Here is a 24,672-nt window from a genome sequence, read left to right on the forward strand (position 1 = left end):
CGTTTGATAACAATACGTATATATGGGGGCCGGATGCGGCGGAGGCAACGGTTAACCCTTTGCTAACTTGCTATGCGCTGCGTGCATTTCGGGGCTGTCGAACGGGCAATTGTGCGACTCACCTAGCGAACTTACATCAAGGTCAACACCGACACAGTGTCGGCGGTAGATCAAAGGAAGCGTACCATGGCATATGTAGCCGCAAACACCCAAGCTCCTCTGGGAGCAGTCGCCACTCTTCGTGTTGTTGATAGCGTTTTGAGCTTGAAGAACTCCGTTGTCGCTTGGAACGAAGCCCGCGTAACACGCAAGGTTTTGTCTCGCTTGAGCGCGGAACAACTTCAGGACATCGGCCTGACACGCGCTGATCTGTTCTGATCGCACGATACAGTCCAAAGATTAAAGCCGCCGCTCCTCCCTGGGCGGCTTTTTTCTTTTCAGGACTTCAGTATGTAACGTCCGGCAAGATCGGGCAAAAATGCCTCTACTGCGGCGGTCGCAACCACATGGCGGGTTCCAGCTTCAGAATCCTCGACATCCAAACCGCCTAGGACAGCGCGCACCGAGGCACGACCCCGCGGCAGATCACTGGCAACCAGTTCACAATCAACCTGTTCCGGTTTTTGCACGGCGATAGTGACGGCCACCCGCATTTCGGTTTGATCGATCCCCAGCTTGGAAAACAATGTGATCGAAGAATGGTGCAACGCATCCTGCACCGCGCGCCGGGCTGCTTTGGTGTAATTCTGACCATACAGATCGTTGCCAGTGCCCATTTCCAGAATGATACGTTTCTCGACCATCACACGACCTCCATCTCAAACGACACTACAATTGCGGCATTGGCGATAACGGCTCTACCATCCGAGTGGGGCTTATCGATATCCAAGCCACCTTGCACAACAGTCACGTTTGGCTGGCCGTATGGGAAGATCGCTTTCAAAGCCTCAACATCTACGTTTTCGGGTTTCTGCACTCCGATTTCCGCATCAATGATCATGGATTCTTTTGGAAAGTCAAATAGTTCGACCATATTGACCGAGTTGTGCCACAGCGCGTCCTTGATTGCCCGAATTGCGGCCTGGGTGTAATCCTCGCGCCTGAGTGAGGTTCCCATTCCAAATTCTACCAATACTCGAGTCTTGGCCATCTTATCCTCACTATCATTTACGGGAAATTGGCACCATGCCGTGTGCAAATGGAAGAGCCAAATTTACACAGGCATGGTGCCAACAAAAAAGGCGCCCAAATTGGGCGCCTTCTTCGAATCTGGTGATCTGAGTTTATCAGATTGAGTCGTTGATCCAGCTTTGCAGTGCAGACTTGGGTGCTGCGCCTGATCGGTTTGAGACTACTTGACCATCTTTGAAAACGAACAAAGCAGGGATACTGCGCACGCCCATTGCGGCTGCAACATTTGGGTTGCTGTCCAAGTCAATCTTGGCAATTTTTACCTTGTCGCCATACTCGGCTGCCAGCTCTTCCAGAGCCGGGCCGATCTGCTTACAGGGTCCGCACCATTCGGCCCAAAAATCCACCACTACGGGCACTGTTGAGTTTTTGACTTCGGTGTCGAATGTGTCGTCGGTGACGGCTACGGTGGACATATGCATGTCTCCATGAGTGTGTGGCAACTGGAGTTGGAACCTAGGAATGGGTTGGCTGATCGTCAAGGTATCAGACGTCGCAATAACGCTTCGGACACAAGATCGTGTGGTAGAGGCATCAGGGTCGCGGTACGAGTCCAGATAATTGCGGTTTCAACCTGACGGTCGGGATAGATCTGCGCCAAAGCATGGGCGTAAGCACCCATTTGACGCAAAACACCCTCGGGGCACTGTGCTGGCAGTTCGGGAACTGTGGCATTGGATTTGAAATCTACAGCAATCACCGTGTCAGGTGTCACAATCAGCCGGTCGATAACCCCGTGTAGACGCTCGCCGTTTAGCTCGGCAGTTACCGCGACTTCGGCCAAGGTATCCGATGCAAAGATCGTCGTCATTGCAGGGTTTTCAATGACAGCAGTTGCTTCTGCCATCAGTTCATCCATATCTTCGGCGTCTTGCAAAAGGTTTCGGGCGATTTTTGTTTGGTTTTCTTTGGGCACTGCCGGCAGGTGTTCCAGCAACAAGTGTAGTCGCGATCCTCGGGCCTTGGCCTGCTCTTCATCCAGCCCTTGATCGCCGGGCAGGGCCTTGGCCCCACCTAAATCAGATGGGCTAAGTGTAGCAGGTGGAGCCTGATAGGAGGCTGCGGGTTCCAAGAAAACTTGTGGCAGCGCAATCTCGTCTCGCTTGGTTTCCTCCTGGGGTTTGAACTCTAGGCCATCCCAATCTCCGTGTTCCAGCCGCAGTCCTTCACCACCTGCTGTGTCCAGTGTCACCGCTCCGGCGTCTCCCAAAGAGGTTTGAACCATCTGATACCAACTGTCGCCGTCCTTTGAGAGATCGCCGGCAGCAGCAACTATCAACCACTTTTCAGCCCGTGTTAGAGCCACATACAGTAGGCGTAATCGTTCATTTTGCTGCTTTTCTTGTGCAGCCTCTTTGGACTCGAGCATTGCCGCAGGCATTTGGGCAGTGGGTACTTTCCAAATTGGCGTGTCACTTGCCAACATGATCTCGTTATCCCGTGGAGCCTGTCGTTTGGCTGTGTCGGGTAGGATCACAATCGGTGACTCCAGACCCTTAGAGCCATGTACAGACATCACCCGTATCATTTTGCCTGCTGCGCCCATCTGGCGCTTGATTTCCAAATCGTCGGTTTGCATCCAAACCAGAAATCCCGTCAGGCTGGGAATGTCAGTGCGCTCATAGGCCAAAGCCTGCGAAAGTAGCGCGTTGATTCCATCCTCGGCCTCAGTGCCAAGCCTTCCCAGCAGGTTCTGGCGGCCCTTGTGGCGGGTCAAAATGCGTTCGATCAGGTCAAACGGGCGCAAAAAGTCTGTTTGATTGCGAAGGTCGTCAATGATTTCCATTGTTTCAGGGAAATCGGCCACACGATCACGCAAAGCTGTCCACAAGTACTTGGACGTTCGGCGATGCGATAGGTCAAACAGCATTTGTTCTGACCAGCCGAAAATGGGCGACTTCAACGCACAGGCCAGAGAAAGTGAATCTTCGGGTGTTGCCAGAAAATTCAACAGTGCCGCCAAATCTTTGACCGCCAGTTCTGCTCCGACTTTTAGCCTGTCAGCGCCGGCAATGGGCAATTCGGCCGCCTTGCAGGCGCGGATGATTTCGGAAAACAGGTCTGAACGCCGCTGGACCAAGATCAGAAAATCGCCGGCGTGAACGGGACGACGTACAAATGTGCCACGTGTGGTGCCGTCTTCGGGGATGGTCGTGTTGTCGTGGATCATCTGTTTAATTGACTGGGCAATGCGCTCTGCCAGAATGACATTGTGATGTCGGGCACCGGGGCGGTCTACAGGGTCTGTCCAGGCCCGTTCATCCTTGTCATCGACCTTTTCCACGATCGGCCAAAGGTCAACGCGGCCCGGAAGATCGGATTTAAATGCACGGTGCAGGGATTCCTTGTGAAATCCGGCGCGGGGCATGTCCTGAAACACCAGATCAACCAATCCCAGAATTGCTGCTGAAGAGCGGAAGGAGAAATCGAGTGACGAGTCTTGCAGTTCCGTTCCCGTGTCGCGCAACCGGTTGCCGAATTCGGCTCGCATGCGGTCGAAAGCATCGGGATCGGCGCCCTGAAACGAATAAATCGACTGCTTTTTATCGCCGACCACGAAAATTGTACGTTCGACACCGGATCGTGCGCCCTCACCAGAGGTGAACTCTTGCGCCAGCTTTTCAATTACGTCCCATTGAACCGGGCTAGTGTCCTGCGCCTCATCTACCAGAATGTGGTCAATTCCACCGTCCAAACGGTACAAAACCCAGGCAGCGACGGCGGGGTCGTTTAGTAATTGTCGGGCTTTCAAGATCAGATCGTCAAAATCAAGCCACCCCCGCAGCTGTTTTCGACGGCTGTATTCGGGGACAAACGCGGCAGCAAATTGGTGCAAATCGTACGATTTTCGCGCCGCGAAGAGCCCAAGCCGTTTGGCTCGCGAATCCTCGATCCGCAACATGAACGGTTCTAGCCGGTCCATTAGAGAGACATTGGATTCGCGTAGTTTTTTGGTGGGAAAGGACCCAACTTTAGCGCTGAACGGCTCTTTGGCGCCAGAACCGGTCAGAAAAACGCTTTCAAGAAGTGGAAGATCCGACATGGTCGGGTGAGTGATCCCTGCCAGTTTTTGGGCGGCTTTTTTGTCATTGGTCCCGCCTGTGGCCAACATGTTGCGGGTCTGTTCTAACAACTCTTCTTCGCCACCAAGGAAAACCAAACCTTTCAGGGCAGACTCGTCAAATCCGTCAGGCAGATCGAACAATTTCAATAAATCAGGCCAGTCGGTCAACGTTTCGAACCCGGCCCGACGATGGCAAATCGCGGTGGTCAGTGCGTCAAAGTCACTGTCAGTTACGTGATCGGCTAGTGCTTCGATTAAATGTGCTTGATCTCCTTTGGCAAAATCCTCAGTGATTTCCGCCCGTAATAGTGTCGCAGCGCGGTCTTCCATCTCGGAAAACAGCGGGCTGACGCCGGCCTCTAGTGGGAAGCGACGTAGCAGGGACGAACAGAATGAATGGATGGTTTGGATTTTCAACCCACCCGGCGTCTCTAACGCGCGGGCGAATAGAGTTCGTGCCTGCGACAACCCCTCGGGTGAGATGGCATCGCCGGCCCCAAGCTCTGTCAGCGCATCAATCAGTTGGGCATCCTGCAACATTGCCCATTCGCCCAAGCGTTTGAACAAACGGTTCTGCATCTCGCTGGCGGCGGCCTTGGTATAGGTTAAGCACAGGATATGTTGTGGCTGAACACCGCGCAGCAATAACCGAGCCACCCGGTCTGTCAGCACCTTGGTTTTGCCTGATCCTGCATTTGCGGCCAGCCAGGTGGAAGCATCCGGGCGGGCAGCGCGGTACTGTGCTTCGGATGCGGCGTCGCGCTTGTTCATTTCAGGTCCTCAGGTTCCGGGGTTGCGCTTCGGTCCCATTCACCAAATCGTGCTAGGTGATCATAATCGCCCACGTCGGTATCTAGATGCAGCATTCGACGGCTCGAAAACCCTTGGTTAGGCTCGAAATAGGCCCCAATTAACTCGCGCAGTTCTTCCCAGACTTTGGCTGGTGGATCTTTGTCGATCGGCGCGCGAACTTCCTTCATTGCGGTGCCCAATCCGATGAACAAGGCGCGGGAGACTTCTCTTGGGCCGATATCTGCGAACGCCCCTTCCTCTGCCATTGCAGCTTCGATCAGCAATTGTTTTTCAAACTTCAATTGTTGGGTTTCAGACGGAGGCGCACCGGTTTTGTAGTCGTAAAGGTGCAAGAAACCGCGATCATCTTCGTCAATGCGGTCTGCACGGCAGGCAATGGTGAAATCAAGCGGATCCAGTCGGGCCTCTCCCTTGGCTTCAAATGCGATGGGTCGAGTGGTTAAGCGGCGGGTTTGCTCAGATTGAATGAAATCCCCTGCAATTCGGCTTACTCGTGACAGCCAAAGACATCGAGCCACAGGCCAAGGCACATGTTCGTCCAGTAACTCACGGGATTTTTGCATCAGGTTTTCGCGCGTCAACAGGCTGGGGTCATCCAGTGTTTCCTTGATGAAATGCTCGAACACCTCATGCACCACAATCCCTCGCAGCAGTGCGTCAGGGACACGAACCAGCGGGTTAAGCACCCTTAGTCGCAACACATGTTTGGCGTAGATCGCATAAGGGTCGCGGATCAAACGGGGAATTTCAGTAATGGTCAACCGTCGTGGGCGGGCAGATACCGGCGGTCGGGGTGATGGGCGCAGGGCAAGAGGGGAATGTTCTGGTTTCTCAAGTGCAACAGCCCAGTCGAGCCATTTTTGTCCTCTTTCGCGCATGTCCTTCAATGCATCTGGCCCGTTTTGTTCGGGCAATCCATCCAGAAGGTTGCAAAGCCGGTTCAACCAACGCGACGCCACGGTATCGGAATCATCAGATCGTACCGCACGGCTTACCCAAACTTCGGGTGCGGCGATGGCTTGTTGGAAATCATGTGCAGACAACCCAATCCGACGTTCGGGTAGCAACAATCCTGCTTGGTTACGTAATTGACGGTTTAACCAAGGGTCAGGTGATGCGGCCTCGGGCCAACTGCCCTCGTTCAGCCCACCCAAAATCACAAGGTCCGCCCCCTGTACGCGGGCTTCGAGCGTGCCCCAGATCATAATCTTTCCGTGTGGGGCGTCGCGATCGCGGACCTCGCCTTGCGACAGTAAAGCGCCTAGCAGGTCTGTAAAATCGCGGCCGGACATGTCACCGCCGTGATGGGCCTCGGCCTCTAGTTCTTGTATGACTTTCAGCGCCTCGCGGCCGGCTTTTTTATCCCAAAGATTGCCAGCACCATCTGTTTGGCTGCCGGCGGCAATACTCTCAGCAAGTGTGCGTAGCCGGAAAACCCATTCGGTTAGCGGCAGGTCAGTAGAAACCACCTGATCAGCAAAATGATTTGTTAGCCAAGTGGTCCAGCCGTCAAGCAGGTCACGGTTGGCGCCGAACTGGTCAAAGCACGCACCATCAGGAAATGGTGGACCAGAATTGCGCAACTGCAATTCCAACTCGCGGGCATGGCGTAAATGATCACCGCGAGCCTCTGCATCGTGGGTCAGAGGATGCTTTAGGAGTGTCAAAAGGTTGTCACCAGCCAGTTCTTTGCAGAATAACTCTGCCACGTGTCGCAAAAACCGACCCGGAGGAGACAGGTGTAGTGGTTGGCCGGCACTGTCGTCTGGTAGTATGTCCCACCGGTCAAGCGCTGCCGAAACCTGTCGACTGAGCATTCGATCCGGTGTGATCAACGCTGCCGTTTGCCCATCCTCAGCCGCCTGACGTAGGCGCAGGGCAATGGCCAATGCTTCTCCCCGAGGGTTCGAGGCCTCTATTAGGGTCACATTTTCAGTGGCTTTGGCCAACTCACTTAACTTGGGGCCTTCAGTCATCCATGCATCTGTAACTGGGGCAGGGCGCAGGGACAGGGAAACAAGTTTATTACGGGTAGGTGCGGGTGGTTGGTTGTCACTCCAGGGTTTTATGTCGGCGGGAGCCATATCCAAGCCGGTCATAAGTTTGTGGAAACGGAATTGGGGGTGGTCTTCCGAGATTAGTGGATCATCAAGACCGGCCCAAACACCTGATGGAAGATCAAAATCGAAGCCAGGTAGGACCACGGCCCCTTGCGGTAGTCGTGCGATGGATTGCATTAGCAACAGTGTTGTCCCGCGTGAGCCGGTTGAGCCGGCCAAAATTACGGGATGTTGCGGCGGATTTTCTTGCCATCTTTCAATCAAGTCCAATACGACCTGGCGCTGTCTGGCCTGAACGTCCATTGCATCGGTATGTGTATTGGTGAACTCGTCTGCAATGCCGATAAACTTTTGTGCCCGCGCCCAGTGATCAGACATATCAGAAACATCCAGATCACGAATGGTATCTGTGGTGACACCTTCACCCTGCATTTCGTCAAACAGGGCAGCCAGACTGTCTGACAGATCGTAAAGGGATGATCTCGCTGCCAAACTAGGGTCTGCGTCCAACAGTTTTGCCACCAGTTGTGACAGTTCCAGCCGACGTCGCAAGACAGGTAGCGCCGCGGGCAACCCGTGCAGAGTAGCGCGTTTTGATAGGTCGCTTAAAAGAGAGATTTGTGGGAGCAGCAGGCTTGGGCCGGCGTCGAACAGCCCACGGATGCGACGCTCCATACGCTGGGTGTTGACGATCAGTTCAACCTTTGCCAGCGCTTCGGGTGGTTGCCCGTTGAAACGTTGAGTTAATCCCTCGACTAGGGCCTGAGGGAAATCGGTTCCGCAGGGCAAGGCAAATATGCGGGGCGCGCCTGTAGGCTCAAACATTTTTTGTTTTCAACAGATTTTCCGCCACTTCAATGCCTTCAGGATAGCCGACATCGCACCAGTAGCCCGGATATTGAAGGGCAAACAGGCGGTTTTCATCGTGCATTTGATTCCACAGCTCGTTCAACGAAAAGGAAGTTTCCTTGATCTTGTGCAACTCGTCCGTTTTCACAATTTGCACACCGCCGTAGACTAGATCGCCACCGCGACTAATGCGGCCGGCAGTGTCAGCTGTGAAATCGCCAGCGCCTTTGCGCCCCATTGCACGCGGCATCGGGACACAAACCAGCAAAGCATCCATGTTATCTGGATCCCAAGCATCGCGTGCCAGTTCCAACGGGTTCGGCCCGGACCAGATCACATCAGTATTCATGGTGAAAACCGGACCATCGCCCAATAGTGGAACGGCATGACGCAAGCCGCCACCCGTATCCAGAATGCCCGGAGCTTCATGGCTGAGGATCACACCTTGTGGTCCAAGGTGCGCCTCTAGTTGCTCAGGCTTATAAAATAAGTTGGCCACAATGCGATCGGGCGAAATCTCGCGGGCAAGGTCTAGCGCGTAATCAATTAGTGGTCGGCCCGCTACCTTGATCAGAGGCTTGGGTCGGTCGCGCGTTAGCGTTTTCATGCGGGTGCCAAAACCAGCGGCAAACAGCATCACGGATGTGGGTTGGGAATCCATCACGGTCTCAGCTTGTCTAGGTTTTCAGGTGTTGGCGGTGGCATGTTGTTACGGATGATGTCGGCTACTGGGGCTAACGCTAGGTGATCCAAACCGCGGTTCACATGCGCCCAGACACGGGGAATTAGATCAATGTATTGTGGTTTTCCATAGTCTAAGGACAGTCGGGCAAACACACCCAAGATCCGCAAATTCCGTTGCACGCCGAGGACAGCATAGGCGGTGCGAAATTCTGTATCGTCAACATCAGTTTTAGCGATGTAGTGATCGATCATTTTTAGCTCGATGTCGGCAGGAACATCCCGGCGGGCGTCCTGAAGGAGTGACACCAGGTCGTAGGCGCGGTGACCCGCGAAAGCGGCCTGATAATCGAGCAGACCAACACGGGCGACACCTTTGCGTTTCGGCAACCAAAGCAAGTTCTCGGCATGATAATCCCGCTGCGCTAGAACGTGATCACCTTTAACGGTGCGATGTAAAATGTCTTGAAATTGGTCCACAAACTGGGTTGCCAAAGTGGTGTCTTGGGTTTCGACTATACCGCCATAGTAATGGGTGAATGCGATTTCATCCATCTCCGCCATCACGCTTGGGCTCATGGTCTCCAGCTCTGGCATTGTTGCAGAGTGAAGATCTACCAATACCTCTGTGGCTGCCTCATATAGAGGGGCCTCTAGATTGGGTTCGCGCGTTAGAACACGGGCATAAAGATCGTCGCCGAGATCTTCGATCAACAAGAATCCATGTTCGATGTCTTCGGCCAAGATTTCCGGAGCACTAAACCCCAAGTCACGCAGATGATTTGTAATGCGAACAAAAGTAGCGACGTCCTCACCCTTATCCGGTGGTGCGTCCATAAGGACTGCAGGCAGCTTCGAACCCGCAGCAAAAACCCGTTCGTATCGACGATTAGATGCATCGCCGGCCAGATCAACCCGCGTGCAATTGGCCCAATTGGTAGTCTGTAGAAAGGCGTCTGCCAGATCGTTTCGCTCAGTCATTGGCTATCCGGTCCATCAGGTTCTGCCATTTTTTGTCACTCCAAGTGAAAGTCAGGTGACGGGTGTCTGCGTTTTCTAGATCCAGAGAAAGACTTAGACGCAACGCATGTGGTGGAGTTAGTTCGGCCAATCGGTCCGGCCATTCGATCAGGCAGATTGCGGAGTCGAAGGCATCAACTAGGCCCAGTTCCTCGATCTCATCCAGAGACGACAACCGGTACAAATCTGCATGCCACAGCTCTCCAGTAGGGACATCGTAGGTTTGCACCAGGGTGAACGTGGGTGATGGAACGTCCTCGACAATGGGCAATAGAGACTGAATCAAGTGCCGTGAGAAATGCGTTTTGCCGGCGCCAATTGGGCCTTCTAACAAAAGGCAATCGCCGGGGCCCAAGGCCGCGGCGATGCGTGTTGCCAGATCGGCTGTTTCCTCTGGGCTGGAAAGTGTGCGGGTCGAGTAGCTAGATGTCATTTTGCTACAATGGCCCCGCACGTTAGGGGCTGCAAGATGGTTCGCAGACTTATCCGTCTTGATGCGTGATCTTAAACCGCTCTTGCTCTTTCGGTGCGATCGTCGGCGCTGGCGATCGGAATGTCACCATTGTTGCACCATTTTGCACCGGAGAAACTTTGCAAATCAGTGGCTCACCGCTGCGCAGTTGGACGCGGGTCCACCACTGGTCGCGGTTTTCTTGGCCGCCGACAAAATCGCGAAGTTCACCCCAAGTTGGTGTTGCGGCGCACATGTCCTGCCAGACACGACATGCATCAACCACTGAAACCTTGGCGAAACTGGCCTCTGGGTCCATCTGCCACAAATCGTGGTAGGCCTTGTTCGAGAATGTCATGGTGCCATCGTTGGCGAACACCGCAATAGCCTCGTCCATTTGATCCATGATCGACTGGCCCATTTCCAGTTCTGATCGGAACTGACGTGTCAGAGTGATTTCCGCAGTAATATCTTCGAAAAGGAAGGCAACGGCCCCATCTGGGTGCGGGCGACCACTGACCGAGTAAACGGACCCTGACGGCAATGACCAAGTTTCCTGATACCGGCCCTCTGCTGCAGCTTCGAGAAGATCAGCCATCTGGTGACGCCAGCTGGTGTAGTTCTTAGGCTCTGGCATCATGCGCTGGTCACGCAGACGGTCAAAGAAGCTGAGAAGATTCGGACGTGAACTCAGGAAGTTAGCGGGCAGGGCGGTCAGGTCGATCAACACAGGGTTAAACAGAACCAACTGACGGTTGCGGTCGAAAATCGCCAGACCAATAGACAGCTGGGCAAAGGTTTTTGCCAGTGTTTGTACAAAGTTGCGCTGGGCGACTTCGGCATCGACAACCGCGTTGATGTCTACTGCGTGACATAGCCAGCCTGCCTCTGTCTCGGTAGTAGAGATGTTGTACCACAGTTTCTTATTGGTGTCGGGCAGCGGGATAGAAATACGCTCAGCTTTGCCGCTGGACATTGGTTCGGACAGATCGGCAAAAAGCGGGTCTGCGAAATCAACGTTACGTCCACGCAATTTTTGGCTGAGATTGTCATAGGCTAGGTTTGACCAAGTGACCTCGTCTTCTTCAGATTGCAGCCAAACCGGGTAGGGCGCCTGATGAACAGCTGCGCGCAAGGTGGTTAATTCCTGGTCTAGGCTTTTATCTTTGGCTTCGGATGCGCTGCGGCGCAGTTGAACGCGGGTGATACCGTCTATCCATTCGCAATGCGCCTCTTGAGATTCGGCATTTGCGGTTCCGGACAAAACAAGAGGTCCAACATCCTTTAGAAACCCTGGCGACTGAGGCAAGCCTGGGTAACTGCGCGACAATTGATCCCGAAGGGAAGACCAGCTGAATCCTTCGGCTTTGTCGCCGATCAACTTGCGGGCACCAGATGACCAACCGATCAAATTGGCATCGTCAAACAGGAATACCGCATCGGTCCGGCTGTCGCCGGAGAGCAAATCTTGTTCCAGGCTTCGTTCACCAGAAGCAGGAGAGAGCCACCAAACAGCAACAGCAGCAGTCGCTGCACATAAAGTTGCCAAAACAAGCCATTCGATGGAAACGATGTTTTGCATGTTGTCCTGCCTAGTTGATCAGTTGTTAACCCTATCTTGCCTCAAAAATAGTTAATTGATGTTTAACTGGTTGCCTAAAGATGAATAGTTAAATTTGTATCGGTTGGTTTTGGCCCAAAGGAACCGCATTTTCGCCTTGTATCGCATCTATCTTCTGGCGAGGCCAGTACACCTCTACAATAGCGCCCGGACGGTCGGTGTGAATACTAATAGTTTGCTGGGGGTCAGTACCGTTTGCAAAACGTAAAACTGCTCCGGTGCGTTCTAACAGAGTTTTGGCAATAAAGAGCCCCAGTCCCATACCCTCATATTCTGGGCGTGGCTTGCGTTCACTGTCGATGCGCCCCTGACGCATAAACGGATCACCTATTCGTCCTAACATGTGCGAGGGGTAACCAGCCCCGTCGTCATATATCCGTAAAGTGATGGCATTATCGGTCCATGTCGATTCGACCCAAACATTGGCACGGGAATAATCCACGGCGTTTTGGACAAGGTTTCGTAGGCCGTGAATGATTTCTGGTTTTCGCAGAACTGTGGGCTGCTGAAAGTCTCCACCTTCTTCGGGACCTTCTTCAAAATGGATAAACTTACCGCGATGCATATGCGGTTCGGCAGCTTCTAGAACGACTGTTGAAATGGGCGCTTGACGTAGATGTAAGTCATCTTTGCCCGCGCGTCCCATGTCCCGAAGAATATCGCGGCAGCGATCGGCCTGCTCGCGGATCAATGCTGCGTCGACACGTAAATCTGGCCGATCTTCCAGCTCTTCGATTAATTCTGCGCTGGCCAGTTTAATTGTAGCTAGCGGTGTACCCAATTCATGAGCAGCCGCAGCAATCACACCGCCCAAGTCGGTTAATTTCTGTTCGCGCGAAAGGGCCAGCTGTGTGGCCGCCAAGGCATCGGACATCGACCGCATTTCTGAGCTGATCCGGTATGAATATGCTCCCAGAAACAGAACGGCGATAATAATGGCGGTCCAGTTGCCAAAGACAAAGACATCAGGGATGCGCAGGATAAAGCCCTGTGCAGTACGTAGAGAAATGTGAAACTCCGCCATAAGAGTTACCAGGATGATAGCGGTGGCGCCGATTATCAGTGTTGATCGCAGCCGCATCATTGTGGCCGAGATCGTGACCGGACCTAACACCAACAACGCAAATGGATTGTTCAAGCCACCAGTAAGGTACAGCAAGAATGAAAGCTGCATCAGGTCAAACAGGACGGTCAAAAAATTTTCAAACTCAGACAGGCGTTTGTTCTCAGGGAAGATGAACATCGCCACCAGGTTTCCAACAACGGAAACACCAATCGCAAAATAGCAAAGCCCTAGGTTAAGCTGCAGGTCGTAAAGCCCCTGGGCAACGGCGATCGCAGATATCTGCCCCCCGATGGCGACCCAGCGCAGCAGAATCAAGGTGCGCAACCGAATCCAGTGGCTGCGTTCTTGCCCGCTCATCAGGCCAATATTTGACTCGGTCACGTTGGTTAGCTCCGGTTGCATCGGCTGTCATACTTGATAGATCTGGCACCAACAACGATCAACATATCTCTTATCACTCAAGGTGTGATCCCATGAACCGTCTATATGCCATTCTTGCGTCTGTTTCTGTTGCTGCTCTTGTGGGTGGTGTTTGGGTTGTGACCCAGGGCGGACAAGGTGGAGATCAATTTGCCCAGTGCCGCAGTAGCCAAATTGCTGGCGGTACTTCACAGATTGGCGGGCCATTCGAGTTAGTCAACGCCAAGGGAGAAACTGTCACCGACAAGGAAGTGATCACCGAACCGTCGTTGATTTACTTTGGGTATACATTCTGTCCTGATGTTTGTCCGATGGACACCGCCCGCAATGCCGATGCGATTGATGTGTTGGCTGAACGTGGTCAAAGCGTGACACCGGTGTTCATTTCAATCGATCCTGAAAGAGATACCCCAGAAACCGTTGGTGATTATGCTGAAAACCTGCACGAGCGGATGATTGGTCTAACAGGATCAATGGATCAGGTGAAAGCGGCTAGCCGGGCGTATAAGACGTACTTTAAGGCGCAGCCAGCTGACGATGAATACTACCTCGTTGACCACTCTACCTTCTCATATCTGGTGCTGCCTGAGCAGGGTTTTGTCGAATTCTTCCGCCGTGATGTCGAACCAGAAGAGATGGCTGATCAGATCGGTTGTTTCTTAGATAATATGTAGTTGTTTGACGTTTCTCACGCGCCCGGTAATATTCTTGTTTCAAAGGCACGTTTAAATGGCACGAAGGATTAAGCATGGCCGAAACTGATCCACAGGAGATTGGACCCGACAAGACCTTGCTGCTGGTTGACGATGACGAACCATTTTTGCGTCGTCTTGCCAAGGCCATGGAAAAACGTGGGTTTGAGGTTGAGACCGCTGGGTCAGTAGCTGCTGGAAAAGCCGTTTCAACGGCGCGACCGCCTGCATATGCGGTTGTTGATCTGAGGCTTGAGGATGGAAATGGCCTGGACGTGGTCGAGGTCCTGCGTGAGAAGCGCCCAGACTGCCGGGTGGTTGTGCTAACGGGGTACGGAGCCATTGCGACAGCTGTGGCGGCTGTAAAAATTGGCGCTACCGACTACCTGAGCAAACCAGCAGATGCCACGGATGTCACAAATGCATTGCTGGCGCAGTCTGACGCTTTGCCGCCACCGCCAGAGAACCCGATGAGCGCTGACCGGGTGCGGTGGGAGCATATCCAAAGGGTGTACGAGCTTTGTGATCGTAACGTGTCAGAAACTGCGCGGCGGCTGAATATGCATCGTCGGACATTGCAGCGGATACTGGCGAAACGCAGCCCCAAATAGCGGATGATTAGTTTAAGGAATTCGGCCAGTCATCTGAAATAACTCATAGAGCGGCCAAAAGTTCCCTATAGCGATCCACAAATGAATTGCGAACATCGACTGGCGGTCTGAGTTGAATTTTTAGGTCGCCTATCAATTTTACGTTGGGTTTTCCAAATAGTTTGTTGGCTTCTTGCACCGAAAAGCCCGCAATCTGTACTGCTTCCATCCAAGCGCTGATGTGATCGGCCTTCTTAATCTGCTTCTTTACGGTGGCAGGTAGTGCGGCAGGCAGTCCAAATCTAATATGAATCGCAGAGGTCAAACGGTCGTCTAGCTCTCCGTATGACGGACCAATGGCAGCTTTCACCGGTGAAATCATATCCCCGATCACATATTCTGGTGCATCGTGCAGCAAGGCCGCCAATTTCCACTTTGCTGGAGCCTTGGGATTGATGCGACCAAACAGGGTTTCAACAAGCAGAGAATGCTCGGCCACCGAATAGGCGAAATCCCCTTTGGTCTGGCCATTCCATCGCGCCACAAATGCAAGGCCATGGGCGATATCGTCGATCTCGATATCAACCGGTGTAGGATCCAACAGGTCCAGTCGCCGACCTGAAAGCATCCGTTGCCAGGCACGTGGGGGAGTAGCCATTTTAACGTTCCTTTTCTGGACACTTTTAGGTCCGATTTTCTCGAGATGCATCCCGTTTTTACGCCAATATCACTAACTGGAAACAAGGTTTTGAACCCGCGTGTTTTGAAAACCCCGACAGAAACACTAATATTATATACATGAAAGGGCGATGAGGCATGTCCTGAGAAACCCTTTCGGAAACTGAACCTAAATCGAAAGGAGCATGTCATGTTCAAGCGATTGTTAGGGGTTTTGACAATTTTCGGAATGGCAGCGACAGCGCCTCCTGCATTTTCCGCTACCTGCGGTGAACGCGGTGACGTTATCTACCAATTAGAAAAGCAATATTCCGAAAAACTAACCGCAGGCGGATTGCAAACAGCCCCGTCCGAAAATTCTGTGGTTGAAATCTGGTCTTCGGAGCAAACCGGAACCTTTACAGTACTGATGACCCAAGCAAATGGGATCAGTTGTATTGTTGCCGTCGGGACTGACTACTTTGACATCGGTCCAATCAAAAAGCCAAAAGGCTCGGCCAGTTAAATCGCTAAAAATATGAAATCCAGCGCCCGATCCGGGCATCTTCGTTGCTTGTCAATCATTGCAATGTTAGGGCCTCTCTGACTTATCAGAAACCGGATTGGAGACGACGATGGCCGGAGATTATTTTGTCAAGGATATCGCGCTGGCCGAGTTTGGCCGCAAAGAACTAGATATCGCTGAAACAGAAATGCCGGGCCTGATGGCTCTGCGCGCTGAATATGGTGACAGCAAGCCACTGAATGGTGCGCGGATTACCGGTTCGCTACACATGACAATCCAGACAGCGGTTTTGATCGAAACTCTGGTCGCACTGGGTGCGGACGTGCGCTGGGCTTCGTGCAACATCTTCTCCACTCAGGATCACGCGGCTGCAGTGATTGCCAAGGCTGGCGTTCCGGTTTTTGCTGTTAAGGGACAGACCCTGGAAGAGCATTGGGACTATTTGGACAAGTCATTCATGTTCCCAGAAGGTGCTAACATGATCTTGGACGATGGTGGTGACGCGACCCTATACATCCTGTTGGGTGCACGGGCTGAAGCCGGCGAAGAGCTGGGTGTTCCGACATCAGAAGAAGAAGAGGCGATCCACGCGCAGATCAAGAAGCGGATGGCAGCATCCCCAGGCTGGTTCACCAAAACCCGCGAAGCCATTCAGGGCGTTTCGGAAGAAACAACCACTGGCGTCCACCGCCTGTATGAACTGGTGAAATTGGGCCAACTGCCATTCCCAGCGATCAACGTGAACGACTCGGTCACCAAGTCGAAGTTCGACAACAAATACGGCTGTAAAGAATCGCTGGTCGATGGCATCCGCCGCGCCACTGATACTATGATGGCCGGTAAAGTTGCCGTTGTCTGTGGTTATGGCGATGTTGGCAAAGGTTCGGCTGCTTCGCTGCGTGGTGCTGGTGCCCGTGTTAAAGTGACCGAAGTTGACCCGATCTGTGCCCTGCAGGCTGCTATGGACGGTTTCGAAGTTGTTGTGCTGGAAGATGTCGTCAACAGCGCTGACATCTTCATCACCACAACCGGCAACAAAGACGTGATCCGCATCGAGCACATGCGCGAGATGAAGGACATGGCGATTGTTGGCAACATCGGCCACTTCGACAACGAAATTCAGGTAGCAAACCTGAAAAATCACAAGTGGACCAACATCAAAGAACAGGTCGACATGATCGAGATGCCTTCGGGTAGCCGACTGATCCTGTTGTCCGAAGGTCGTCTGCTGAACCTGGGTAACGCCACTGGCCACCCATCGTTTGTAATGTCGGCTTCGTTCACCAACCAGGTTCTGGCTCAGATTGAGCTGTGGACCAAAGGTGACGAATACAACAACGACGTGTATATCCTGCCCAAACATCTGGACGAAAAAGTTGCACGCCTGCACCTGGATCGTATCGGTGTCAAACTGAGCACGCTGAGCAACGAACAGGCCTCCTACATCGGCGTTTCCGCCGACGGCCCATTCAAGCCAGAGCACTATCGTTACTAAGCGAGATACTGCTTAAAGTTGAAAGCCGCTGTGGATTTTCTACGGCGGCTTTTTTTATGCGTTATTATCAAGACATAGATGCCGAAATATTTTTAGTACATTTAGTAAGAGTAATCAGATGAAAACAATTTCAAAATGGAACGCAGTATTTGCGATTGCCTTATTGATGGCGCCAGTTTCGCTAAGGGCTCAGGATACCATTGCAGGGGCTCAGAAACTGGCTAAGCAATTGTCCAACCCGGTCGCTTCGCTGATAAGTGTGCCATATCAGTTCAATTATGATGAAGGTTTGGGCGCCAGTGGCAATGGACATCGCACGACCATGAATTTGCAGCCAGTGGTGCCGATCTCTATTGGCGCAAACTGGAATTTGATTTCCCGTACGATCATCCCGTTCATTGATCAAAAAGATGTTGTGCCGGGTACTCGGCAGAGTGGTATCGGAGACGTAGTGCAAAGCTTTTTCTTTTCACCCAAAGAGCCGACCAGCGGTGGATTGATTTGGGGGGCAGGACCTGCCTTCCTGTTGCCAACAGGTGAATCAGGGCTGAGTTCAGAAAAGTTTGCAGCAGGGATTACTGGTGTTGTTTTAAAACAAAGCGGACCATGGACCTATGGAGCCCTCGCCAACCATCTTTGGGATGTGAGCGGGTCTGGAAGTGCTGACATCAACAATACTTTTTTTCAACCGTTTGTGAGTTACACAACGCCAACGGCATGGACCTTTGCTCTGAATACAGAGGCCACATATGATTGGAGCGCAGATGAAGCTTCGGTTCCGGTCAACTTTACGGTTACAAAGTTGACGCAAATAGCTGGGAACCCGGTCAGCGTTGGTGGTGGTGTGAGGTATTGGGCAGATTCCGCCCCCAATGGTCCAAGTGGCTGGGGTGGGCGAGTTAGCCTTACCTTCTTATTCCCAAAATAGTCGAAAAACGAGTGTCTTTAGACCCAACTTCAGACACTCGCTCACTGTTGAATTGCTATTTGGCAGCCTTGCCAACCAGATACGCAAACCCGGTTAGATGAGCACGGTTGAAGGTGCCGACTTGCTCTAGAATGTCCTGATTATTATCGCGAAACGCTGTCGCTTGCTCTGCAGTGTCATAATATATGACAACCACTTCGTCCGGTGTGGCCATTCCCATCGCATCATCCACGTTCAGGAACGCTTCATTGGTCCAGTGACCATCCCGTTGATCGGCGATAGATCCCAGTGTTGCCAGATCTGCATCCCGTTGGTTGATATCACTGTTGTTGTAATATCCGAGCTTAAGAATGTACTGGCGTTCCCCAAGACCTGTGGTATCGGAAGCGGCTGGAAACACAGACAGATCGCCCTCGAATACTGCGACTGTACCATCTAGATGAGCGCGCGCGTCAGGATTTGCTAGAACCGGGCTGTCGCAGGTCAGAACAGCATAGTTGGTAGGTTCCTCGACCTTTAGTGAGCCCTGTTGGGCAAAAACCGGACCACTGCGATAGACCGAACACCCCAGATCTTGGGCGGTTTGTTCGGTGAGGCTGTTAGCACCGTGATACAAGGCGACGATGGCGTTTGATTGGCTTGCATTGGCGGCGCTCGCGCCTGCTATAATGATACCTACAGCCGCGAAAGTGTTGAATAACTTCATGTCTTTATCCTTTGTTCTCGAGATCAATTGAAACGTGGTTGTCCTGAAACACTTCGCTTGGGAAACGGTGCGCAGAGGTCATCAACGCACGGATGGCTACGATCGGGCGTGCAATGAATTCAGTGGGGTGTGCCGGGACAGGCATAGCGGGCGCCAAACCGACAAAAGTTGCGGTGAATTCTTCTTTGGTCCAGCGATACTGAATCTCGGCAGCTTGGTTGCCTTTGTGAACCAGTCCCAGGTTCATTTCACCGTTCAACGGGTCGCGGATGTCGGCGGTAAGTAGGGTAACTTCGTATGTCATTTCGGCTCCTGTTTTGACTGAAACCAATGTGCATCGATCAAGGTCTGGATTAGAACTGTCCAAAAATGAAACGATGTGGTTAGAATTCAATCCATGAAGAACTGGGATGACCTGCGAATATTTCGCGCAATGGCCAAGGCGCGCTCGATCCGGGCAGCAGCCGCGGATCTTAAGACTACGCACGCTACAGTATCGCGGCGCATCCGGGCACTGGAGGATGACCTTGGCAGTGCGCTGTTCGAGCGCGGCAAAGAGGGATATGTCCTGACGGCCTTTGGTCAAAGCATGATGGACCTGACGCAGAGTGTGACTGCGGGGGTGGAAGCTATCGACCGCCTGGCCTTTGGACAAGACGGGAACCTCGCGGGACCTGTGCGGTTGTCGGTTCTCGAAGATCTTTATCACAAGGTTTTGGCGGATCCTCTTGATAGCTTTATGCGAGATCACCCAATGATCGAGCTGGCAATTGAGACCACTTCTAATTTTCGGGATGTCCATCGGCGCGAAGCGGACGTTATCGTCCGTATCACCAGCGATCCGCCTGAGCAGGCCGTTGGACGCAAGGTTGCAGATAGCCCGCTGGCGGCATACTGCGGGCGCGATTATTTTCGGAATAGGCCAGCGGTTGATCGCTGGATTGCATTGGACTATCCACCGGCGATCACACCCCAATTGAATGCAAGATCTGCGTTTGTGGCCAATTCACTTACGGTGGTTGCTGATGCCCTGCGCAGGGGGCAAGGAATCGGGTTGTTACCCTGTTTTATGGCTGAGGGTGATCCAGATCTTGTCAGGCTACCGGAAGTGGAGTTGATCTCTGACAAGGAAATCTGGACGCTTACCCATGTTGATATTCTACATAATCCCAGGGTCCGTCTGTTGATGGACCATCTATATCGTGCCTTTGCTGATCAGCGTGGGCGTATCGAGGGCCGTGCAGACTAAAAGTGGCTGGGGAATGGAAACCAAATTTTCCCTTTGTGCAGTTTACCAGTGTCGATAATCTACACAGATTGGGTATTTCCCTTGTTCTATATTTTGATTTTCACAATTCTACGGATGATAAAGCCATGGGCAAACGAGACGATTTGATTGAACTGTACGCGGATGACTTAAAGAAGAAGTGTGGCATTGAACCGGATATGGGTTTGCTGACTAAAGTGACCATAGGCTGTGGCCCCGCGATTTATAACGCGGATGCCTCGACTGTAGCTTCCAGCCAAGAGAGTGAGCTCGAGACAGTCAAAGAGAATTTCCTAATGAAAAAGCTGGGTTTGGCAGACGGGCCAGAGCTGATGGAAGGGATCAACACTGCGGTTGAGATCTACGGGAAGTCAGAGCGGCACAAGTATCGCGCTGTTGTATATTACATGCTGACCAAGCACTTTGGGAAAGAGGCAGTTTACAGCTGATCGCCTGCTACGTAACGAATTTTACGCCTGCCCAAGCGGTGGGCGTATTGCATTTTAACTGTATTGTTCTGGCATTTAGATTGCGAAAAATAACTGGCTTGGCTATCTAGGTTTCACGGTCAGGATGGCCAGGAACCAGAATTTTCATACGCGTGTGGTGGATTGGGAGCACGCGGGGTGAGGGGGAAGGTCCTGAGTAATCGGACCTTCCCCGTTTCACATTTTCCCAACCGACAAGATGTTCGCGTTGATTGAATCTGCAAGGCAGATCAGTCCGCCTCTGTTTTACCCAGAGCACAGATTGTCATCCATTCGCCCTCAGTGACCGGTTGCACTGATAGGCGAGAGTTGCGAACCAGCACCATATCTTCCAGCCGCGGATTGGTCTTGATTTGATCGAGTGCCACGGGCTGGACAAAGCCGCGTACAGATTTGATGTCTACGCATTCCCAGCGCGCATCGTCGGTGGTGCTGTCTTGATGTGCTTCGGCGCAAACCTCAACAATGCCAACGACCGACTTTTCCTTTTGTGAATGATAAAAGAACCCTCGGTCGCCAATCTTCATTTCACGCATGAAATTTCGCGCTTGGTAGTTGCGCACGCCGTCCCATTCCTCACCTACATCACCCTTTGCAACCTGGTCATTCCAGCTCCAGGTCGAAGGTTCGGATTTGAACAGCCAGTATGCCATCAGCCGATGACCTTTTTCCAAGTGATCAGATCAACGGTCTCGAATAGCCCAGCCTTGGCATAGGGATCGTTGTCAGCCCAGCTTTGCCCGGTGGCCATATCTTCGACATCCAGAATAATCAGCGAACCGACCATGTTGCCTTCTTGGTCCAGCAATGGCCCAGCCTGAGCGACAGCGCCCGTCTCTTCTATGTAGGCAAGATGGGCCGCACGATTGTCGAGACGCGTCTGCAGGTGCTCGGGTTTATCACGAGCGATCAAAGCAATTAGCATTTTATTCCTCTTTTAGTGGTCTTTTCATTAAAAGAGCCACTGCCTCACCAATCGTCAAGCGTTGATCAACTAGATTGGTTACCGTCTGGGTGATTGGAGTATCTATTTTCATTTCATCGGCCTTTGCAGCGGCAGCACGAGCGGTGGCCGCGCCTTCAACGGTTACTGATGGATCAAAGGTTTCCCCACGGCCAATTGCCAGGCCAAGTCGATAATTGCGTGACAGATCTGAGCTACAGGTCAGTGTCAAATCGCCAAATCCAGATAACCCAGCAAGGGTTTCAGGCCGTGCGCCACAAGCCATCGCCATACGCTGCATTTCGGCGTAGCCTCGAGTCATCAAGGCGGCGCGCGCGCTGTCACCTAGTCCGGCTCCAATCACCGCTCCGCAGGCGATCGCCATCACATTCTTTAACGCACCACCTTGTTCTGCACCCGTTGTGTCGGTGGTGCGGTATAGCCGCAGGTTGGCCGTCGTTAGCTGTTGCTGCAAATCTTTGCACAGAGCAGCGTCGTCGCAAGCAAGGGTTAGTGCAGTGGGTAATCCACGGGCAATATCGTCGGCAAAACTGGGGCCCGTCAGCAGTGCCGGTTTCGCGCTGGGCAAGGTTTTGTTTAGCACTGCGATAGGACCTAGGCCTGTGTTCAGCTCAATACCTTTGCAACAGGCGACTAGGGTTTTACCAGCCAAAAGTTCGGAATGCTCAACCAGAAGTGAACGAAGCTTTTGCATTGGAACTGCAAGTAATAGGGTCTCATTTCGGGTTGCTTCTGCAATATCAGTTGTAACCGACAGGTGATCCGGCAGTGGTACTCCGGGCAAACGTTTTTCGTTTTCCCTTGAGGCCTTCATAGCACTCGCGTGGTTGGTGTCGCGCGCCCAAAGGGTAACTGGGCCATTTCCAGCCAAAGAAATCGCCAATGCAGTACCAAAGGCCCCTGACCCCAGAACCGATACACTCATGCCTTGGCTCCCTTTTTACCGCTACCCAGAATTGCAGGGCTGGTCTGATCTAGTGGCCAACGGGGTCGGGCGGTTAGGTCCATTCCATCACACGCTCCGGCCTTAAAACGCTCTAGCCCTGCATAGGCTATCATAGCGGCGTTATCGGTACACAGGTGCAACGGCGGAGCGGTGAAAGCAGCGCCTAATTCGGAACAAACAGTCTCTAATCCACTTCGAATGGCAGTATTTGCGGCCACACCACCGGCCACCGCAACGGTTGGCGTGGCCGGGTTTTCTTCCAGATACAGGCGGATTGCGCGGCGGGTCTTCTCGGTTAAAACGTCCACGACAGCAGCTTGAAATCCTGCGCAAAGATCAGCGCGATCTTGACGGGTAAGGCCGTTTTTCTCGGCCGCAACCTGGTCTCGCATCCGCATCAGTGCAGTTTTCAACCCAGAGAAGGAAAGATTACAATCTGGACGATCAAGCATAGGACGCGGAAAACGAAAACGCTTTGGGTCACCGATCTCTGCCTCGGCCTGAACGGATGGACCACCGGGCTGCGGTAGTCCGAGCAAGCGTGCGGTTTTGTCAAAGGCTTCGCCAGGGGCATCATCGATTGTTCCACCCAACCGTGTGAAATCTTCTGGACCGCGCGCGATCAGATATTGGCAGTGTCCGCCTGAAACCAATAACATCAGATAAGGATAGGCTATCGCGTCGGTCAGTCTGGGCGTCAACGCATGGCCTGCTAGGTGATTGACGCCAACCAACGGCAGCCCTGTTGCGGCCGAAATGCCCTTGGCACACATGACGCCAGACAGCACGCCGCCAATCAAACCCGGCCCGGCGGTGACAGCAATCGCATCCAGATCAGATAGTGTCAGGCCGGATTGATCCAATGCCTCACGCACGCAGACATCCAGCTTTTCAGCATGTGCGCGTGCTGCGATTTCCGGAACAATGCCGCCATAGGCACTATGCAGTTCATTCTGACCAAAAACGATCGAAGACAGCACTTTTGGTAAGCTGTCGCCATTTTGCTGCACAACCGCCGCTGCAGTATCATCACAGCTGCTTTCGAGTCCAAGAATTGTCAGTGTTTGTGTCATCGTCTTGCCGTTGCATCACAGTGATCTCGGAGCTACCACCTTAGGGAATGGCAAACAATCCCGGGAGAGTGGTATGGCATGCCTGTTAATGACACGTCCGCCTGATGCGGCCCGACGCTTTGTTGAGTTGTTGCCAAAGTCGCTGACAACTGAGCTGGAAGTCATTTATTCGCCACTGATTTCCGTGCAGCCCATGGATGCCCGTGTCAGTCTGGATAGTTTTGACGCTGTGATTTTCACCTCTTCCAACGGGGTGTCTGCGACAGACGGGATTATTGAATTAAAGGATAGAGTGGCGTTTTGCCTTGGCCAGCGAACCACTCAAATAGCGTCGAATGCAGGCTGGACGGCGCAGATGTGTGGAAAAACTGCCGATGACCTCGTTGAGTATTTATTGCAACGCCGCCCATCTGAAATGCTTGTACATTTGCGTGGCCAGCATTCACGCGGGAATATAGCCGAGCGGCTGACAGAGGCGGGCCTAACCTGTCGGGAACAGATTGTTTATGATCAATGTTTGCTGCCCCTGACAACCGAGGCGGATTCTGCGTTGGCACGGCTTCAGAATGTGATTGTGCCGCTTTTTTCGCCGCGCACTGCGCGACAATTTGCCGACCTTTGCCCTGCCGGATCAAAAATTCACTTAATTGCGATGAGTGAGGCAGTTGAAGAGCCTTTGAAGTCCTTGAAATACAAGGATTTGCAAGTATGTAGTGAGCCAGAAGCGAAGAGCATGGCGCAGCTGGTTAGCGAAGTTGCAACGCAACTGATCCGGGTTGAGAGCGATCTGTCAGCACAGTAGTGTCGCACAGGTTCGAGTATAATAAATTTGAGAATCGAGGGGGTAGCCGACGTGGCTAACAAAAAGAATTCCGATCTGGTGACCGAGGCCAGCCCCAACAATGAGCCTTTAGAGGCGGACGCGTTAGACCCAACTTCTGTGGATGTTTCTGAAGACGGTGACGCCGTAACGATTGACGATACCAAACCGGAGAACATTCTTTCTTCCGAGACCGAGACCGAGACCGAGACCGAGACCGAGACCGAGACCGAGACCGAGACCGAGACCGAGACCGAGACCGAGACCGAGACCGAGACCGAGAC

General features: G+C 52.8%; 27 protein-coding genes. 10 read left to right on the forward strand and 17 right to left on the reverse strand.

Annotated elements, in window-relative coordinates; all coding sequences use genetic code 11:
- The first annotated feature begins 186 nt into the window (after positions 1-186).
- Positions 187-378, forward strand: coding sequence for a DUF1127 domain-containing protein (locus DL239_RS06625; RefSeq protein WP_167683216.1), 192 nt, complete (start codon positions 187-189; stop codon positions 376-378).
- Between the two features lie 59 nt (positions 379-437).
- Here DL239_RS06625 and DL239_RS06630 read toward each other — a convergent pair whose 3' ends face one another.
- From DL239_RS06630 to regB, 10 genes are all read right to left on the reverse strand, one after another.
- Positions 438-803, reverse strand: a complete 366-nt coding sequence (locus DL239_RS06630) for a Lin0512 family protein (protein WP_167683217.1) — start codon at positions 801-803, stop codon at positions 438-440.
- A complete protein-coding gene (locus DL239_RS06635) occupies positions 803-1,150 on the reverse strand; it encodes a Lin0512 family protein (RefSeq protein ID WP_167683218.1) in 348 nt (115 codons plus the stop codon). Before DL239_RS06635 ends, DL239_RS06630 begins: the two co-directional genes overlap by 1 nt.
- A gap of 136 nt (positions 1,151-1,286) precedes the next feature.
- Entirely contained in the window at positions 1,287-1,655 is a 369-nt protein-coding gene (gene trxA, locus DL239_RS06640) for a thioredoxin (RefSeq protein WP_167683264.1), read from the reverse strand.
- Positions 1,656-1,669: 14 nt separating this feature from the next.
- Complete coding sequence (addA, locus tag DL239_RS06645; RefSeq protein ID WP_167683219.1) at positions 1,670-5,026, reverse strand: double-strand break repair helicase AddA; 3,357 nt, start codon at positions 5,024-5,026, stop codon at positions 1,670-1,672.
- Complete coding sequence (gene addB / locus DL239_RS06650; protein WP_167683220.1) at positions 5,023-7,953, reverse strand: double-strand break repair protein AddB; 2,931 nt, start codon at positions 7,951-7,953, stop codon at positions 5,023-5,025. The genes addA and addB overlap by 4 nt, the downstream gene beginning before the upstream one ends.
- Positions 7,946-8,638 (reverse strand): nucleotidyltransferase family protein, encoded by a 693-nt coding sequence (locus DL239_RS06655; protein ID WP_240931766.1) that lies wholly within the window; start codon positions 8,636-8,638, stop codon positions 7,946-7,948. The genes addB and DL239_RS06655 overlap by 8 nt, the downstream gene beginning before the upstream one ends.
- A complete protein-coding gene (locus tag DL239_RS06660) occupies positions 8,638-9,639 on the reverse strand; it encodes an aminoglycoside phosphotransferase family protein (RefSeq protein WP_167683221.1) in 1,002 nt (333 codons plus the stop codon). The genes DL239_RS06655 and DL239_RS06660 overlap by 1 nt, the downstream gene beginning before the upstream one ends.
- Positions 9,632-10,111 (reverse strand): tRNA (adenosine(37)-N6)-threonylcarbamoyltransferase complex ATPase subunit type 1 TsaE, encoded by a 480-nt coding sequence (gene tsaE, locus DL239_RS06665; protein ID WP_167683222.1) that lies wholly within the window; start codon positions 10,109-10,111, stop codon positions 9,632-9,634. Before tsaE ends, DL239_RS06660 begins: the two co-directional genes overlap by 8 nt.
- Before the next feature lie 49 nt (positions 10,112-10,160).
- A complete protein-coding gene (locus DL239_RS06670; protein WP_167683223.1) occupies positions 10,161-11,711 on the reverse strand; it encodes a PAS-domain containing protein in 1,551 nt (516 codons plus the stop codon).
- A gap of 88 nt (positions 11,712-11,799) precedes the next feature.
- The gene (gene regB, locus DL239_RS06675; protein ID WP_167683224.1) at positions 11,800-13,197 is read right to left on the reverse strand and encodes a sensor histidine kinase RegB; all 1,398 of its coding nucleotides are present in this window, start codon (positions 13,195-13,197) and stop codon (positions 11,800-11,802) included.
- 92 nt (positions 13,198-13,289) lie between these two features.
- Between regB and DL239_RS06680 the strand changes: the two genes are divergently transcribed.
- Both DL239_RS06680 and DL239_RS06685 read left to right on the forward strand, forming a co-directional pair.
- A complete protein-coding gene (locus tag DL239_RS06680) occupies positions 13,290-13,910 on the forward strand; it encodes an SCO family protein (protein WP_167683225.1) in 621 nt (206 codons plus the stop codon).
- A gap of 74 nt (positions 13,911-13,984) precedes the next feature.
- Positions 13,985-14,539, forward strand: a complete 555-nt coding sequence (locus tag DL239_RS06685) for an ActR/PrrA/RegA family redox response regulator transcription factor (protein WP_167683226.1) — start codon at positions 13,985-13,987, stop codon at positions 14,537-14,539.
- A gap of 43 nt (positions 14,540-14,582) precedes the next feature.
- Here the strand turns inward: DL239_RS06685 and DL239_RS06690 are convergent, their stop codons facing one another.
- Positions 14,583-15,176, reverse strand: coding sequence for an HD domain-containing protein (locus DL239_RS06690; RefSeq protein WP_167683227.1), 594 nt, complete (start codon positions 15,174-15,176; stop codon positions 14,583-14,585).
- 210 nt (positions 15,177-15,386) lie between these two features.
- Between DL239_RS06690 and DL239_RS06695 the strand changes: the two genes are divergently transcribed.
- From DL239_RS06695 to DL239_RS21645, 3 genes are all read left to right on the forward strand, one after another.
- Positions 15,387-15,701, forward strand: coding sequence for a hypothetical protein (locus DL239_RS06695; RefSeq protein ID WP_167683228.1), 315 nt, complete (start codon positions 15,387-15,389; stop codon positions 15,699-15,701).
- Positions 15,702-15,810: 109 nt separating this feature from the next.
- Entirely contained in the window at positions 15,811-17,196 is a 1,386-nt protein-coding gene (gene ahcY / locus DL239_RS06700; RefSeq protein ID WP_167683229.1) for an adenosylhomocysteinase, read from the forward strand.
- A 229-nt stretch (positions 17,197-17,425) separates the two neighbouring features.
- Positions 17,426-18,124, forward strand: coding sequence for a transporter (locus DL239_RS21645; protein WP_240931768.1), 699 nt, complete (start codon positions 17,426-17,428; stop codon positions 18,122-18,124).
- Positions 18,125-18,179: 55 nt separating this feature from the next.
- Here DL239_RS21645 and DL239_RS06710 read toward each other — a convergent pair whose 3' ends face one another.
- A complete protein-coding gene (locus DL239_RS06710) occupies positions 18,180-18,830 on the reverse strand; it encodes a hypothetical protein (protein ID WP_167683230.1) in 651 nt (216 codons plus the stop codon).
- A gap of 4 nt (positions 18,831-18,834) precedes the next feature.
- Entirely contained in the window at positions 18,835-19,134 is a 300-nt protein-coding gene (locus tag DL239_RS06715; RefSeq protein ID WP_167683231.1) for a hypothetical protein, read from the reverse strand.
- A gap of 93 nt (positions 19,135-19,227) precedes the next feature.
- Here DL239_RS06715 and DL239_RS06720 point away from each other — a divergent pair, with 93 nt between their 5' ends.
- Both DL239_RS06720 and DL239_RS06725 read left to right on the forward strand, forming a co-directional pair.
- Positions 19,228-20,079, forward strand: a complete 852-nt coding sequence (locus tag DL239_RS06720) for a LysR family transcriptional regulator (RefSeq protein WP_167683232.1) — start codon at positions 19,228-19,230, stop codon at positions 20,077-20,079.
- Positions 20,080-20,204: 125 nt separating this feature from the next.
- Complete coding sequence (locus tag DL239_RS06725) at positions 20,205-20,546, forward strand: DUF2853 family protein (RefSeq protein WP_167683233.1); 342 nt, start codon at positions 20,205-20,207, stop codon at positions 20,544-20,546.
- Between the two features lie 269 nt (positions 20,547-20,815).
- Here the strand turns inward: DL239_RS06725 and DL239_RS06730 are convergent, their stop codons facing one another.
- Genes DL239_RS06730 through tsaD form a run of 4 tightly spaced genes read right to left on the reverse strand, consistent with a single transcriptional unit; the run spans position 20,816 to position 23,568 of the window.
- Positions 20,816-21,238: an EVE domain-containing protein gene (locus tag DL239_RS06730; protein WP_167683234.1), complete on the reverse strand. Its 423-nt coding sequence runs from the start codon at positions 21,236-21,238 to the stop codon at positions 20,816-20,818.
- Positions 21,238-21,510 carry a YciI family protein gene (locus tag DL239_RS06735; protein WP_167683235.1) on the reverse strand — a complete coding sequence of 91 codons (273 nt, stop codon included), beginning with the start codon at positions 21,508-21,510 and terminating at the stop codon, positions 21,238-21,240. Before DL239_RS06735 ends, DL239_RS06730 begins: the two co-directional genes overlap by 1 nt.
- A 1-nt stretch (position 21,511) precedes the next feature.
- Positions 21,512-22,474 (reverse strand): NAD(P)H-dependent glycerol-3-phosphate dehydrogenase, encoded by a 963-nt coding sequence (locus DL239_RS06740; RefSeq protein ID WP_167683237.1) that lies wholly within the window; start codon positions 22,472-22,474, stop codon positions 21,512-21,514.
- Positions 22,471-23,568, reverse strand: a complete 1,098-nt coding sequence (gene tsaD / locus DL239_RS06745) for a tRNA (adenosine(37)-N6)-threonylcarbamoyltransferase complex transferase subunit TsaD (protein ID WP_167683238.1) — start codon at positions 23,566-23,568, stop codon at positions 22,471-22,473. Before tsaD ends, DL239_RS06740 begins: the two co-directional genes overlap by 4 nt.
- Before the next feature lie 73 nt (positions 23,569-23,641).
- Between tsaD and DL239_RS06750 the strand changes: the two genes are divergently transcribed.
- Together DL239_RS06750 and DL239_RS21435 are read left to right on the forward strand one after the other, a co-directional pair.
- The gene (locus tag DL239_RS06750; RefSeq protein WP_167683240.1) at positions 23,642-24,370 is read left to right on the forward strand and encodes a uroporphyrinogen-III synthase; all 729 of its coding nucleotides are present in this window, start codon (positions 23,642-23,644) and stop codon (positions 24,368-24,370) included.
- Between the two features lie 51 nt (positions 24,371-24,421).
- Positions 24,422-24,672 (forward strand): hypothetical protein (locus tag DL239_RS21435; RefSeq protein ID WP_206188369.1); only part of this gene is annotated, 251 nt, incomplete at its 3' end.

Origin of the sequence: Parasedimentitalea denitrificans (assembly GCF_011813015.1) — a bacterium.
In the GTDB taxonomy this organism is placed as follows: Bacteria; Pseudomonadota; Alphaproteobacteria; order Rhodobacterales; family Rhodobacteraceae; genus Parasedimentitalea; species Parasedimentitalea denitrificans.

Excerpts from the sequence above, each read along its gene's own strand:
- tsaE (WP_167683222.1), bottom strand. The coding sequence starts at position 10,111 with ATGACATCTAGCTACTCGACCCGCACACTTTCCAGCCCAGAGGAAACA.
- DL239_RS06750 (WP_167683240.1), top strand. The coding sequence starts at position 23,642 with ATGGCATGCCTGTTAATGACACGTCCGCCTGATGCGGCCCGACGCTTT.
- DL239_RS06695 (WP_167683228.1), top strand. The coding sequence starts at position 15,387 with ATGTTCAAGCGATTGTTAGGGGTTTTGACAATTTTCGGAATGGCAGCG.
- addA (WP_167683219.1), bottom strand. The coding sequence starts at position 5,026 with ATGAACAAGCGCGACGCCGCATCCGAAGCACAGTACCGCGCTGCCCGC.
- DL239_RS06710 (WP_167683230.1), bottom strand. The coding sequence starts at position 18,830 with ATGAAGTTATTCAACACTTTCGCGGCTGTAGGTATCATTATAGCAGGC.
- DL239_RS06670 (WP_167683223.1), bottom strand. The coding sequence starts at position 11,711 with ATGCAAAACATCGTTTCCATCGAATGGCTTGTTTTGGCAACTTTATGT.
- tsaD (WP_167683238.1), bottom strand. The coding sequence starts at position 23,568 with ATGACACAAACACTGACAATTCTTGGACTCGAAAGCAGCTGTGATGAT.
- DL239_RS06735 (WP_167683235.1), bottom strand. The coding sequence starts at position 21,510 with ATGCTAATTGCTTTGATCGCTCGTGATAAACCCGAGCACCTGCAGACG.
- DL239_RS06625 (WP_167683216.1), top strand. The coding sequence starts at position 187 with ATGGCATATGTAGCCGCAAACACCCAAGCTCCTCTGGGAGCAGTCGCC.
- DL239_RS06685 (WP_167683226.1), top strand. The coding sequence starts at position 13,985 with ATGGCCGAAACTGATCCACAGGAGATTGGACCCGACAAGACCTTGCTG.
- DL239_RS06635 (WP_167683218.1), bottom strand. The coding sequence starts at position 1,150 with ATGGCCAAGACTCGAGTATTGGTAGAATTTGGAATGGGAACCTCACTC.
- DL239_RS06680 (WP_167683225.1), top strand. The coding sequence starts at position 13,290 with ATGAACCGTCTATATGCCATTCTTGCGTCTGTTTCTGTTGCTGCTCTT.
- DL239_RS06690 (WP_167683227.1), bottom strand. The coding sequence starts at position 15,176 with ATGGCTACTCCCCCACGTGCCTGGCAACGGATGCTTTCAGGTCGGCGA.
- DL239_RS06715 (WP_167683231.1), bottom strand. The coding sequence starts at position 19,134 with ATGACATACGAAGTTACCCTACTTACCGCCGACATCCGCGACCCGTTG.
- DL239_RS06630 (WP_167683217.1), bottom strand. The coding sequence starts at position 803 with ATGGTCGAGAAACGTATCATTCTGGAAATGGGCACTGGCAACGATCTG.
- DL239_RS06740 (WP_167683237.1), bottom strand. The coding sequence starts at position 22,474 with ATGAGTGTATCGGTTCTGGGGTCAGGGGCCTTTGGTACTGCATTGGCG.
- DL239_RS06730 (WP_167683234.1), bottom strand. The coding sequence starts at position 21,238 with ATGGCATACTGGCTGTTCAAATCCGAACCTTCGACCTGGAGCTGGAAT.
- addB (WP_167683220.1), bottom strand. The coding sequence starts at position 7,953 with ATGTTTGAGCCTACAGGCGCGCCCCGCATATTTGCCTTGCCCTGCGGA.
- DL239_RS06655 (WP_240931766.1), bottom strand. The coding sequence starts at position 8,638 with ATGGATTCCCAACCCACATCCGTGATGCTGTTTGCCGCTGGTTTTGGC.
- DL239_RS06720 (WP_167683232.1), top strand. The coding sequence starts at position 19,228 with ATGAAGAACTGGGATGACCTGCGAATATTTCGCGCAATGGCCAAGGCG.
- DL239_RS06725 (WP_167683233.1), top strand. The coding sequence starts at position 20,205 with ATGGGCAAACGAGACGATTTGATTGAACTGTACGCGGATGACTTAAAG.
- DL239_RS06660 (WP_167683221.1), bottom strand. The coding sequence starts at position 9,639 with ATGACTGAGCGAAACGATCTGGCAGACGCCTTTCTACAGACTACCAAT.
- ahcY (WP_167683229.1), top strand. The coding sequence starts at position 15,811 with ATGGCCGGAGATTATTTTGTCAAGGATATCGCGCTGGCCGAGTTTGGC.